We start from the raw sequence: 13,311 nt of genomic DNA, 5'->3' as shown, positions 1-13,311 counted from the left end.
GGTGGGTTTATGTCAGAGAGTGATGTGTCTCACTCTATGGTCTTAAACTGGTATCTATCTGCGAAACCAGTTCTCCTTTATTAAGACTTAACATATTGAGATTGTTCAGATATAAAAAGAATAGACGTCAATCAAAAAATAGCCTGAATATTTTTAAATTAACGCAAAGTTAAATTTTTAATGACTTTATAACAAAGCTCATAATTGTTTTATAAAGAAGTTGTCGGAATTGTCTTCTATAAAAAATAATCAATTTAATGAATATTTTAATGTGAATATGGTTGTTTATAGGTTTGTGGTCAAACTGTTGCTTATATCATCAAATAAGATAAAAAATTGGAACTAAAGTCACTTAATGGCAGAGGAAAAAATTAAACTCTGGTTTTAATGGGTAATAATGTTTTAGTAACAGATAGTTACGCACTTAAAATTAATAATATGGCTAATTTCCGACAAGGATTGAAAAAGATGAAAGACAAGGAATCTATTCAGACTAATAGCAGCCGCCGTAATTTTCTGAAAGGCGCAACAGGAGCTGTTGTTGCTGGTGTGAGTGCTTCCGCTTTCTCGGGCGCAGTTCAAGCACGAGAACAGAAAATTGATTGGAGCAGCCGCGGGCTAGGTAGAAAACACGATAAGCGCTTTTGGCGTAAAGTGCAACGACAGTTCGTTTTGGATAAACGTACGACTTACATGAACATTGGCACAACGGGTTCTATGCCAAGACAAGTTCTTCAAGATTACGAGCATAACAACAAGTTGGTGGCTAAATATCCTTGGGATATGAAGGGCAAATTTGGCTCTTGGCCTTATGTCTCTGAGATGGTTCAAGAAGTAGCGCCTGGCTTTGGTGCGAACCCAGAAGAGATCATTCTCAGCCGCAATACTACTGATGGTCTATGTTCGATCATTAACGGCTTACACTTTGAACCAGGCGATGTGATTCTAACGACGCACCATGAGCATATGGCAGCAACATCACCGATGAACGTCGCAAAACATCGTTTTGGCGTCGATGTTGTTGAAATTCAACTACCAGTATTTACCGGTACTGAAGACGTTTCTGAACAAGATTACATCCAAGCTTTCCGCGACGCGCTTGATGCGCATCAAAACGTTCGCCTCATCATGTTCTCTCATATCACCTATAAAACGGGAACGGCGTTACCAGCCAAAGCCATTTGTGCTTTAGCGAAAGAATATGGTGTGCCTACGCTTGTAGATGGAGCGCATACTGTCGGTATGTTTGACCTCGATTTCCATGATATGGATTGTGACTTCTATGCAGGTTCTGGTCACAAATGGCAGTGTGGTCCTGGCGCAACCGGTATTTTGTACGTACGTGATAACGCCAATCGCTTGAATGAGTATTGGAGTGATCGTGAAAACCCGTTGTGGTTGATCAACTCTTCACTTTCTCATGCGGATTACTTAGGCAAGCAGTTACAGATGCAGTACATCGGGAACGACAACTATCCTGCGAAACAAGCGTTAGTTGATAGCTGCAAAATGTGGGATGAGATTGGTCGTGACCGCATTGAGGAACGTGTTCTAAGTCTTGGTAGTTTGTGTAAAACCTTACTACAAGAGTACTTGCCACAAGCCCAAATGTACTCGCCAAACGTGGAAGGTTTAACGAGTGGCTTAACCACAGTTAACCCATTCTCTGATGTGACGAATGAAGACATATTGACTGAATTCAGAGATCGTCTGCGTGAAGAATATGGCTATATCATTCGAACAACCAGCTTTAAGCTGCATAAAGATGATGACTTTGATACTTACGCACTCCGTATCTCCACGCACTTGTTCCATGACGAGCAGGATGTTGAAGGGCTCGTGGTGGCGATGACGAATTTGTATTACTCGTCGTTCTAACATCGTTGTTTATCACTCAAGCGCCCATGATTGGGCGCTTTGTGAAAGGTAAGGATATTATTATGTCAGTCAAAACATTCAAAAGAACTTTAGCGGTGATGGCGCTTATGGCGGCCTCTGTTATGTCCTCTTCCGCTTGGTCAGACGACTTACAACAGATCCGTGATCGCGGAGTGTTGCGCCATATTGGTGTGCCGTACGCTAACTTCGTTTCTTATATTGAACAAGGTGAAGTGGAAACCTTGACTGGCTTAGATGTAGAGATAGTCAAAGGCTTTGCCAAGTCGTTGGGCGTTAAGTACCAATATGTTCCAGCTCAGTGGAGCGATATGGTCGGTAAGCTGACGGGCCAAGATGTTCAATACCATAATAAGCAAGCCGTCGTGGGAGAAAGTGTTCCAATCGAGGGGGACTTGATCGCAAATGGCGTTACCATTCTTGACTGGCGTTCTGAAGTTTTAGACTTTTCACAAGATTACTTCCCGTCGGGCGTTTGGTTAGTTTCCAGAACAGATTCCACGCTGAGTCCGATTAAACCCAGTGGTTCGGTTGATGAAGATGTAAAAACCGTCAAGCAGCTTATTCATGGTCGCGAAGTGTTAGCGTTGGAGCACTCTTGCTTGGACCCTAACCTTTATGACTTATATGACACAGGCGCAAAAGTCATACTGCCTGATGGGGCTCGTCTTCTTAATGAGATGGTGCCAGCGATAATGAAAAATGATGCGGAAAGCACATTACTAGACGTCGCCGATACGTTAATTGCATTAGAAAAATGGCCAGGTGAAATAAAAGTCATTGGTCCAGTATCCGAAAATCAGAAAATGGCTGTTGCATTCCGTAAAAACTCGCCGGAATTACGCAAAGCATTTGATCGTTATTTAGATTCAATAAAGAAAGATGGAACCTACGAAAAATTAGTAAAAAAATACTATCCATCTATTTACTACTTTTATAACGATTACTTCATAGAAGATAGTAAGAAAACCCGATGAAAAAGGCCGTTAAAAAAATATCCAGTAAAAAATTTATTGCAATAAGCGCAATATTAGTCTCTATTTATTTAGCTATGCTTATTGTTGTGACAAGTTTGGGGCAAAATAAATTAAAAGAATCCCAACATAGGGAACTTGGTTTAAAAGTAAAAAGTTACGCAAGCACACTCGATAATTTATTTACCATTGCTAGTGAAGATGTTGATAACTTATCTACAGATAAAACAGTACAAACATTCTTTGCTAATTTAGCCTCTGGCATGTCAATGGAGTACGGATTAGGAGCGAGTTTAATTAACTTGAAGCGTCGTTTCGATGAAAAGATAGATGGTAAGTTAATTAATAGCAGCCAAATCTATAAAAAGCTCACACTGGTAGGCAGTGATGGCACAACGATTGTCACGACGGGCTCTGAAGACAACATAGAGCAGAAGATGGATATCCAAACCTTAATGACTCAACATGGGCATCCCGAAGAGGTTTGTGCAACTCGATATAACGACGACGTGCGTATTCAAGTCATTAAGCAAGTCAAGTTCTCTGGAAAGCCAGTTGCCTTTCTAATTGCAGATCTCAATAAAAACATTGTTATTGATCAGCTCACTAATCAAGAGCACGAAGACAGTTATAGCCGGCTGGTGCTCAAAATAAAAGACGTTGAGATGGTCGTATGGGATACAATAAATAAAACGTCTTCTCATAATAAAGATGAGAATTATTTAATATCTGAAGCCGTTGATGGAAAAATATATTTTGAAGTGCCTGTTGAAAAACATCACTTCAAACTTATGGCTTGGTTTGAGCCTTTGAGTGAGCGAGATATTTTCACATCACGGATCTTCATTCTCGGTTTGAGTATTCTTGCTGTTATGGTTGTTATTGCGCTGTGTTATGCGTTCATCACAAACAATAATAGAATTGAATTGAAAATTAAACTTGAAGAAGAGAAAAAGCGAAAAGACATTCTTTCTCAACAGAACCGAAAACTAACTAACGAAATTGAACGCCGAAAAGCGTCTGAAAAAGAACTCGCCTTCCAAGCTAAATACGATACGTTGACTAACTTGCCTAATCGCAGCTACGGTTCTGAGAGACTGGCTTTGGAGTTGATTAGAGCGTCACGTAGCGGTTCAAAAGTATTGGTCATGTTTATTGATTTAGACCACTTTAAGCAGATTAACGATTCAATGGGTCACTTTGTTGGGGACGAGATCCTTAAACTTAGTGCTCAACGACTGCATCAAGTCGCGAGAAAAACAGACTTACTGGCGAGAATTGGTGGGGATGAGTTTTTATTAGTGATTCCTGACTTACCTGACAACGACACCGCGAAGCGCGTTGCTTCAAGCGTGCTTTCGGCGTTTAACGATCCATTTGTATGGAACAACCATGAATTCTTCTTGAGTAGCAGCGTCGGAATGTCTGTATTTCCGGATGATGGAGATAATGCCGAGCAGCTCCTCGCCTGTGCTGACATGGCGATGTATCGCGTGAAGCAAGATGGACGCGATGCCTTCTGTTTTTATAACCACAATATGAACCAAGACTTGCAACGCTATTTGGATTTGGAAAATCGACTAAGAAATGCCATCTCTAGTCAATTACTAGAGTTGTATTATCAACCTATTATTGAGCTGAGCAGTGGTAAAATTGTTGGCGCAGAAGCGTTAATGCGTTGGAATGATGAGAAGTACGGATTCGTAAATCCTGAAGAGTTTATCTCTATTGCTGAGAAAAATGGCTTGATTCATCAAATTGGTGAATTCGCTATCCAGCAAGCGTGCCGCCAAGCGGCGCAATGGCAAAGTCTGACGCCGCTGTTTGTTTCTGTGAATTTCTCCAGTGTTCAATTTAGGTATTGTGATCGCTTACTTGCGTTTATTAAGAAGAGCCTTGAGGAGTCTGGTCTTCCATCAGATAAGTTCGATATTGAAGTGACTGAGAGCCTTCTCTTTAACCACGACTCAGAGCTATTAGACATGCTCAATAACTTAAGAGCGTTAGGCACTAAGCTTACCATCGATGACTTTGGTACTGGCTATTCTGCGTTGAGTTACTTACAGAAATTTCCGTTCGATCGCCTTAAGATTGATCGCAGCTTTATGCAAAATATGTTCGAAAACGACTCTGATCGTGAGCTCGTCAACGTGATCATTGCAATGGCGAAAGCGCTGAACCTTAAGATTGTTGCTGAAGGCATTGAAGAACAGCGTCATGTCGATTATCTAAAAGACTTAAACTGTGAGTTCGGGCAAGGTTTCCACTATAGCCGCCCGTTACCAGCTAAGGACTTTGAAGCACTACTTAAACAACCAACTGGGCTATAACTCCTTTTATTACAATATTATAGGAAAGCATTAATTGAATTTGTGCCTTGGATTCATTAATGCTTTTCCACCTTAAGGGATAATCCTTCTTCCTTCCTTGAATTACACTACAATTAATTGATGAGTGATAGCCCGTGATGCCCGTCACATAAAGGCTCAACCTAATTCTAAACGAGTAAATACTCGCCAAAATAACCAGGAAGGAATTTCAAATGTCTTCTGCATTCTACCAACAGATTCAGCAGCAAATTGAAGAAGTGAAGGCTGAAGGTCTTTACAAATCAGAGCGCGTAATCACGTCTCAGCAGCAAGCGGCTGTTAAAATCTCTACCGGTGAAGAAGTATTAAACTTCTGTGCAAACAACTACCTTGGTCTTGCTAACCATCCTGCGCTAATTGAAGCGGGTAAAGTGGGTATGGACGAACACGGCTTTGGTATGGCTTCAGTACGTTTCATCTGTGGTACTCAAGACATCCACAAAGAGCTTGAGCAGAAGTTGTCTAAGTTCCTAGGTAAAGAAGATACGATTCTTTACACCTCTTGCTTCGATGCAAACGCAGGTCTGTTTGAAACCATTCTCGGTAAAGAAGACGCAATTATTTCAGACGCACTAAACCACGCGTCAATCATCGACGGTGTTCGTCTATGTAAAGCAATGCGCTTCCGTTACTCAAACAACAACATGGAAGAGCTAGAGCAGCAACTGATTGCTGCGAAAGAAGCAGGCGCACGCCACATTCTTATCGTTACTGACGGTGTGTTCTCAATGGATGGCGTAGTGGCGAACCTTCCGGCTATTTGTGACCTAGCTGAAAAATACGGCGCACTGACCATGGTTGATGACTCTCACGCGGTTGGCTTCATGGGTAAAACGGGTGCAGGTACGCACGAATACCACAACGTGGTTGACCGTATCGACATCATTACAGGTACGCTAGGTAAAGCAATGGGTGGCGCTTCAGGCGGTTACACGTCTGGTAAAGCGGAAGTGATTGACTGGCTACGTCAGCGTTCTCGTCCATACCTATTCTCTAACTCTGTTGCACCAGCAATCGTAAGCGCTTCTATCCGAGTTCTAGATCTACTAGAAGAGAGCGGTGACCTACGTGACCGTCTATGGGAAAACGCAGCACACTTCCGCGCACGTATGGAAGCTGCTGGTTTCACAATGGGCGGCGCTGACCATGCGATCATTCCAATCATGCTAGGTGATGCGAAAGTGGCAGCAGAATTTGCTGAGCGAGCACTAGAGAAAGGCATCTACGTAATCGGCTTCTCATTCCCTGTGGTACCAAAAGGCCAAGCGCGTATCCGTACTCAAATGTCAGCAGCGCATTCTCGTGAGCAGCTAGATCGTGCAATTGATGCGTTCATCGAAGTTGGTAAGGACATGGGTCTTATTTAAGACTCTAGGTCCTAGATAATAGGGCCTTTAATTAAGGTTACATTATGAAAATTAAAGCATTATCAAAGCTAAAGCCTGAAGAAGGCATCTGGATGACTGAGGTTGATAAACCTGAAGTTGGCCATAACGATATTCTGATCAAAATTAAGAAAACCGCTATCTGTGGTACAGACGTACACATCTACAACTGGGACGAATGGTCACAAAAGACAATTCCAGTTCCTATGGTTGTCGGTCACGAATACGTGGGTGAAGTGGTTGCGATTGGTCAGGAAGTTCGTGGCTTTGAAATTGGTGACCGCGTATCTGGTGAAGGTCACATCACTTGTGGTCACTGCCGTAACTGTCGTGGCGGTCGTACTCACTTGTGTCGCAACACGATCGGTGTGGGTGTAAACCGTGAAGGCGCATTTGCAGAATACCTAATGATTCCTGCATTTAACGCGTTTAAGATCCCTGACGAGATTTCTGACGATCTAGCATCGATCTTCGACCCGTTCGGTAACGCGGTACACACTGCGCTTTCTTTCGATCTAGTCGGTGAAGACGTGCTCATCACTGGTGCTGGCCCAATCGGCATCATGGCCGCCGCAGTTGCGAAACACGTCGGCGCTCGTCATGTGGTTATCACAGACGTAAACGAGTACCGTTTAGAGCTAGCTCGTAAAATGGGTGTAACACGCGCAGTAAATGTTGCTGAAGAGAAGCTTGAAGATGTAATGGCTGAACTAGGCATGACAGAAGGCTTTGACGTAGGCCTAGAAATGTCTGGTAACCCAGCGGCATTCAACTCAATGCTAACCACAATGAACCACGGTGGTCGTATTGCATTACTCGGTATTCCACCATCAGATATGGGCATTGATTGGAACCAAGTGATCTTCAAAGGCCTAGTTATCAAAGGCATCTATGGTCGTGAAATGTTCGAAACATGGTACAAGATGGCTTCACTGATTCAATCTGGTTTGGATCTATCACCAATTATCACGCACCACTACAAGATTGATGACTTCCAAGAAGGCTTCGATGTCATGCGTTCAGGCATGTCTGGCAAAGTTATCCTTGATTGGGAATAATCTGCTCAAATAAGAAAGCGCTCCGAAAGGGGCGTTTTTTTTTCGTTTTTTAAACGCTTAGATTTTTTATTATTTAGCTCACACCCTGTCTCTTTTCGTTTCTAAAAGCTGTCTAATTCAGAAAAAACTGCCTTCTTCGTGTTTCAACGTATGCAGAATACACTAAAGACCTTTTATTTAATATGGTTAATTGGTGGTTTTATATTCCAACCTAAAAGAATATCTCGGTTTAAAGCACTGCTTTTCTTTTGACAACTACAATGAACTGACTTCTTTTTATCTTTTTAATCTTGATATGCACTTTGTTTTATTTGTTGAGCTATAACTAATAATACAATCATCTGTATAGAGTTCACAGAGATAGAAATGGAGCTTCATATGAAAATTTTTTGTTTGATTATTCCCTTGTTATTTACAGTGTTGAGCTTACAAACGAGGGCAGAGACAATTAGCGGTACGATAGACGTTTCGATCAATTTAGTGGAAGGCTGTGTCATTAATGGCAACAATGCGGTGAACGGTTCCAGTAATATTGGTTTTGGCTCATTAAATTTTGGTGACGTTCCGGCCATTTTTACTGAGCAAGAAGCAGTCTTGACTGGGGAAGGTGGTACGGGGATCGAAATACTTTGCAGCAATGGAGTCACGCCTACTTTCTCTTTAGTCAGTGGTGCCAACGATCCCAGTTCGACGACAGGTAATCACGCAATGACCAACGGATCCGAGTTTGTGGATTACACTCTCTTCACTGATTCAGATCGTTCTACCCAGTTTACCTCGAGTAACCCTATAGCACTCTCTACATTTAATGGTGTTGATTCAGAGACCATTAATTTGTACGCCACGGCATACGGTACCAGCAGCGTCGCAGGAAATTATGTTGATACACTAAACGTAACTCTGAGTTGGTAAGTGAACTCTATATTACTCAAAGCATTTTTATTCTTCGCCTGTGCCACTTTTTCCTATCCTATTTTTGCAGCGCAGAGTGAAACTTTCCAAGTGTCAGCGACCATTGATACGGGATGTCTGATCAATGGTGCGCTGACAGAAGAGAGTAACACTCAAATTGGAACAATAGGAGAGTTAAACTTTGGTGAACATTCAGCTATTTATGCTGCGGAAGTAGAAGGCAGCATCACCTACAACGGTGGGCTTACGTTAAGTTGTACTCCAGGCATAGCCATGAATATTAAGATTGACGGTGGTTTGAACGCTTCTCTAGGGGTGCGCAAGCTGAAGCACACAGAAAAGTCGAGTACGGTGGATTATTTATTATTTGAAGATGCAGAACACTCTCAAGTATTAGACATTGATACCCCCTATTCTGTTGGAACTAATGAAGACCCTGACAACATTCAGGTGCCAATTTGGGCAAAGGCGATATTAAATGGAAATGAAATCGCTGGTATTTATACAGATACTCTTACCTTAACGCTTGAGTGGTAAGCGCTGTTTCGAAGAAATGATAACCTTCGGAGAAATTAAATGGATTTAATAATAAAAAGACTGGTTTTCATCATTATTTTCTTATCAACGTTAACTTCACAGGCCTATGCTAATTCTCTCCTTATTTGGCCTATTTACCCTAAAATATCTTCTGAATCGAATGCGACATCAATTTGGATGGTTAATCAAGGCACTGAAGATTTTTATTTGCAGGTTCGTATTTTTCAGTGGGGACAGAAGGATGGGCAGGATACATATGCGCAGCAACGACAACTGATAGCTACGCCTCCTTTTGTGAAAATTGCACCTGGTGCCAAGCAACTTATTCGTATATTAAATCAAGATGGGGCGCTTTCAAATAAAGAGTACGCATATCGTATTATCATCGACGAACTCCCGCCAGCTAAAGGGCCTCAAGATGAAAATAAAGAAAATGATCTGGCAGTAAAAGTGAGAATGAGATATTCCATACCATTGTTTATGTACGGTAAAGGGATGAAAAGACAATCCCAAGGAACAAATGAAGTTTGGAACGGACTACAGGCAAAGATTATAAAGAGTAAAGATAAGGACCTTATTCATATAGAAAACACCAGTAATCACTATGTCAGATTAGTCAACCTAGCAGTGACCGCACCAAACCAATCGCCTTTTATCGTTTCGAAAGGGTTAGCAGGGTATATATTACCTGAGCAATATAAAACGTGGCCTATTTCTTACTCCAATATGAAAAATATAAAAGTAAAGGCGGATATTGAAGGTAAGCGTTACGTTATTCCACTCGAACAAAATGAATAAGATTTTATATCTATCTTGTTTATTTACCAGTATGACGCCTGGCGTGGGTTGGTGCGACAACGTAGTGACCCATTTATCGCAGTTACCTAGTCCTGAAAACTTTTCTTATGAGAACTTTGAAAATATTCATTTGTCGTTAGAACTAGTAATTAATCAACGACCGACTGGTTTAATCGCGGATGTTGAACGTAAAGGCGAGCGTTACTTCGTGTATAGAGACGATTTACTGTCTGCTGGCGTGGTCGCGGATGTATTACCTGGGACGCAAGAGAAGTTAGACATAACATCAATATCGGGTGTAGAGGTCGATTATTTGCAATCGTCACTGCAATTATCAATCACAGTGCCTCCGAATTGGTTGCCGATGCAACGCTTTTCTGCGCAGAACAGGAGGCGTTTTTCCCCCGCTAAATTCGGAACTGGTGGGTTATTTAATTACAGTATGTTTGGTGTTTATGATCACGAAAGTAGTCAAAAAGAAGTATCTATTAACCACGAATTGAGAGCCTTTTCCGAATTCGGCGTACTTTCTACGACGGGAATATTTAAATCTAACCTTCATCGAGATGTTCAAGCGCAACAAAGTAATAAATATACGCGCTTCGACACGAGGTACGAATATGTTGATCAAAGTCGTCGATTGCGCTTTGAAGTAGGGGATTACATTGTGAGGCCCCTTGCGTGGAGTCAACCAGTTCGAATGGCTGGTATTCAACTCTCACATGACTTCTCTATGCGTCCAGATGTGGTTACCGCACCTTTACCTGCATTTTATGGCGAAGTAACTGCTCCCACTACGTTAGATTTATTTGTGAACGGATTAAAAACCGATTCAATGTTTGTGGGGCCGGGACCGTTTGTTATCAATGATATTCCAATGGTATCGGGAGCTGGTGAAGCGACAGTGATTGCAACGGATGCCCAGGGAAGGCGGACTGCAATGACCAGTCCATTTTTCCTTTCAGCTAACTTGCTAAAGGCTAACTATACCTCTTACAACGCCAGTTTTGGTGCTTTACGCCGAAACTATGGCAACGCTTCAAATGACTATGGCGATGGTGCTGTTGTCGCAGCTGCGAGGCACGGAATGACAGACTGGCTAACTTTGGAGGCACAAACCGAAGCGAAAGATGACTTAATTGTTGCGGGAGTCGGTTTTGTTACCAACCTATTCAATATGGGAACGATTGATGGGGCGGTAAGGTTTAGCAATTATGAGCAGAGAGCGAGTTCCTATTCAGTTGGTTATAGTTATCAATCTCGAATGTTTAGCTTTTCCGCTCGTACCCAAGTTGAGAGCGAGGGATTTTACACGCTCTCCCAAACACCAGAGAACTTGAGAAGTGACGACACTAACGAGCGAGAGAATTTGTCTCGGCATGTCTCTCAGATAAATGTTGGCGCCCGGCTGAATGAGTTGGGTTCGTTATCAGGGGGATACTTTGATGTTCAGCAAACCGACTCTCGATCGAGAATACTTAATGTAACTTACAGCCGCTCGCTTCCGTTCGATATCAACATGTCATTATCGTTTAATCGAAACATCGGTGGGGAGGCAGTTACGCTAGCACAATTCTCATTACCTTTGAGCGCCTTCTCTGGTAGCGCGGGATTAACCATGAAGCGGGATAGCGATGGTCATATTGGTGGCCGTGCTAGTGTTAGTCGACTTGCGCCGATTCGAGGTGGTTGGGGAATCAACTTAGCGCATGATATTAATGAAAAGCCTGACAATAGAAAGCAGGCCGATGTTACTTACCGAGCCTCTTGGGCGGAGTTCCGAGCGGGCTTAAACGGGACGAGTGGTAATTACGATTATTTTGCCGAAATGTCGGGTTCGGTTGCGTCACTCGATGGTGAAATATTCCCTGCAAATAATGTGTACGATAGTTTCGCTGTTGTCAGTACTAGCGGTTTTGAAGGTGTGCCCGTCAAATATGAGAATCAAGTCGTTGGATTGACTGATGATGACGGTTACTTACTTGTGCCGTGGGCAATGGCATATTACACCGCAAAATATGAAATTGATCCGCTTAGATTACCAGCCAATGCTTTTTTCCCAACAACAGAACAATACGCGTCGATACATTCTGGGTATGGCTATTTGCTCGAGTTCCCAATAGCTTTGCAAGTTGCGTTAAGTATGGAGGTTGTTGATGAAAATGACGCCTACTTGCCGTTAGGAACTTATGGTCAATCAGATACTGGAGTGGTAGGGCAAATTGGTTGGGATGGAGTGACGTATTTTGAGGGTCGTAATGTAGGTGAGTACATTATCTTTTACCCCGAAGGCTTTCCACCATGTAAAGTGTTTATAACGGGACTCTATCAAACACGGAGCGAGAAGATACAGACATTAGGTAAACAAGTCTGCACGAAAGAGCAAAAAGCAGAGGTACAATTATGAGTCGGTATTCTCGTTATCTTTGGTTTTTTCTTCTTTTTATATCGTCCGGTAACATGGCTTGTGAGCTCACTGCGCCGACGCCTTTGATTCAATTTGGAAGCGTTTCCTCGTTTACCGTTTCAACTATTCAGCAACAGAGCTCAGCCCAGCCTCACGCAGGGATAACGTGTGACTTTTCTACACTTGTTTCTTTGTTGAGTGGCGATTATGTGTCTGCAACGTTTAACAGTACTAACGATGGGCGGTTGCTTAATGCGGCGGATATTAGTTCGGAACTTAGCTATCAGATTTTTGGAGACCCAAGCCTTTCACAAGAGTACATTTTTGGCCAAACTTACAATTTTTTTGAAATTGGGCTGCTCGATTTACTAGGTTTATTTGGCACTCAAGCTGAATTTCCGCTTTATGCCCGGACAGGAGCTGGTAGTAATCTCTCAGCAGGGACTTATCGAGACCAAATTACGGTGTCTTGGATTTGGAATTATTGCTCAGGAATTGGAGTTGGAGGCGTATGTCTTGGGCGAGAAACAGGCAATGCACAAAGCTTGATTACGGTAGAGTTGGAAGTCACTCCCGATTGTATGATCACGGCGCCAGATATTAATTTTGGTTCATCACCATTGGTGGCAGGTTTTGACCCTGTCAGTCAGGTTATATCATTAACCTGCACCAAGAATAGTGCTTTTACCATTGGTTTAAACGACGGTGTGAATGCCTCCGGAGGCCAACGACGCATGGCATCTGGCGGTAACTATTTGGAGTATGAAATCTATAAATCCTCATCGACGGAGCGGTGGGGGGGTACTGGTTCTGAACGTCGTGAACAGAGCGATGTGGATACGGGTGACACTATTCCCGATGGCATCACTCCGCAGAACTTCAATTATCGCGCAGAGATAATAACAAGCCAAACCACCCCACCAGCTGGCACTTATACCGACTCGATAATCGTTGATGTTCAATTTTGAGCATCAT

Annotated in this window: 10 protein-coding genes; all 10 read left to right on the top strand. The window is 42.6% G+C overall.

All coding sequences use genetic code 11. The features are described 5' to 3' along the window. Positions 1-468: 468 nt before the first annotated feature. The 10 genes from MSG33_RS06390 to MSG33_RS06345 all read left to right on the top strand — a co-directional run bounded on the left by MSG33_RS06390 (position 469) and on the right by MSG33_RS06345 (position 13,304). Positions 469-1,878 (top strand): aminotransferase class V-fold PLP-dependent enzyme, encoded by a 1,410-nt coding sequence (locus MSG33_RS06390; protein ID WP_006741963.1) that lies wholly within the window; start codon positions 469-471, stop codon positions 1,876-1,878. 62 nt (positions 1,879-1,940) lie between these two features. Then, on the top strand, positions 1,941-2,873 hold the full coding sequence (locus MSG33_RS06385; protein WP_248380307.1) for a transporter substrate-binding domain-containing protein: 933 nt from the start codon (positions 1,941-1,943) through the stop codon (positions 2,871-2,873). Next, positions 2,870-5,200 (top strand): bifunctional diguanylate cyclase/phosphodiesterase, encoded by a 2,331-nt coding sequence (locus tag MSG33_RS06380; protein ID WP_248380306.1) that lies wholly within the window; start codon positions 2,870-2,872, stop codon positions 5,198-5,200. The genes MSG33_RS06385 and MSG33_RS06380 overlap by 4 nt, the downstream gene beginning before the upstream one ends. A gap of 212 nt (positions 5,201-5,412) precedes the next feature. Further along, positions 5,413-6,606, top strand: a complete 1,194-nt coding sequence (locus MSG33_RS06375; protein ID WP_248380304.1) for a glycine C-acetyltransferase — start codon at positions 5,413-5,415, stop codon at positions 6,604-6,606. Positions 6,607-6,650: 44 nt separating this feature from the next. After that, a complete protein-coding gene (gene tdh, locus MSG33_RS06370; RefSeq protein ID WP_248380302.1) occupies positions 6,651-7,682 on the top strand; it encodes an L-threonine 3-dehydrogenase in 1,032 nt (343 codons plus the stop codon). A gap of 417 nt (positions 7,683-8,099) precedes the next feature. After that, on the top strand, positions 8,100-8,594 hold the full coding sequence (locus MSG33_RS06365; protein ID WP_225461342.1) for a spore coat protein U domain-containing protein: 495 nt from the start codon (positions 8,100-8,102) through the stop codon (positions 8,592-8,594). Then, positions 8,595-9,131 carry a spore coat U domain-containing protein gene (locus tag MSG33_RS06360; protein ID WP_248380300.1) on the top strand — a complete coding sequence of 179 codons (537 nt, stop codon included), beginning with the start codon at positions 8,595-8,597 and terminating at the stop codon, positions 9,129-9,131. 39 nt (positions 9,132-9,170) lie between these two features. Further along, positions 9,171-9,929, top strand: coding sequence for a molecular chaperone (locus MSG33_RS06355; protein ID WP_248380299.1), 759 nt, complete (start codon positions 9,171-9,173; stop codon positions 9,927-9,929). Positions 9,930-9,960: 31 nt separating this feature from the next. Continuing rightward, the gene (locus MSG33_RS06350) at positions 9,961-12,336 is read left to right on the top strand and encodes a fimbria/pilus outer membrane usher protein (RefSeq protein WP_248380555.1); all 2,376 of its coding nucleotides are present in this window, start codon (positions 9,961-9,963) and stop codon (positions 12,334-12,336) included. Then, on the top strand, positions 12,333-13,304 hold the full coding sequence (locus MSG33_RS06345; RefSeq protein WP_046875766.1) for a spore coat U domain-containing protein: 972 nt from the start codon (positions 12,333-12,335) through the stop codon (positions 13,302-13,304). The genes MSG33_RS06350 and MSG33_RS06345 overlap by 4 nt, the downstream gene beginning before the upstream one ends. Positions 13,305-13,311 lie beyond the last annotated feature (7 nt).

The sequence above is a fragment of the Vibrio sp. 1CM7H genome, assembly GCF_023161645.1.
In the GTDB taxonomy this organism is placed as follows: domain Bacteria; phylum Pseudomonadota; class Gammaproteobacteria; order Enterobacterales; family Vibrionaceae; genus Vibrio; species Vibrio diabolicus.
The sequence above is the reverse complement of the archived record's forward strand: the minus strand, read 5'-3'. Positions and strand labels throughout refer to the sequence as shown.

Coding starts and splice junctions, on each gene's coding strand:
- MSG33_RS06355 (WP_248380299.1), top strand. CDS start 9,171: ATGGATTTAATAATAAAAAGACTGGTTTTCATCATTATTTTCTTATCA.
- MSG33_RS06380 (WP_248380306.1), top strand. CDS start 2,870: ATGAAAAAGGCCGTTAAAAAAATATCCAGTAAAAAATTTATTGCAATA.
- MSG33_RS06350 (WP_248380555.1), top strand. CDS start 9,961: ATGACGCCTGGCGTGGGTTGGTGCGACAACGTAGTGACCCATTTATCG.
- MSG33_RS06345 (WP_046875766.1), top strand. CDS start 12,333: ATGAGTCGGTATTCTCGTTATCTTTGGTTTTTTCTTCTTTTTATATCG.
- MSG33_RS06375 (WP_248380304.1), top strand. CDS start 5,413: ATGTCTTCTGCATTCTACCAACAGATTCAGCAGCAAATTGAAGAAGTG.
- MSG33_RS06390 (WP_006741963.1), top strand. CDS start 469: ATGAAAGACAAGGAATCTATTCAGACTAATAGCAGCCGCCGTAATTTT.
- tdh (WP_248380302.1), top strand. CDS start 6,651: ATGAAAATTAAAGCATTATCAAAGCTAAAGCCTGAAGAAGGCATCTGG.
- MSG33_RS06385 (WP_248380307.1), top strand. CDS start 1,941: ATGTCAGTCAAAACATTCAAAAGAACTTTAGCGGTGATGGCGCTTATG.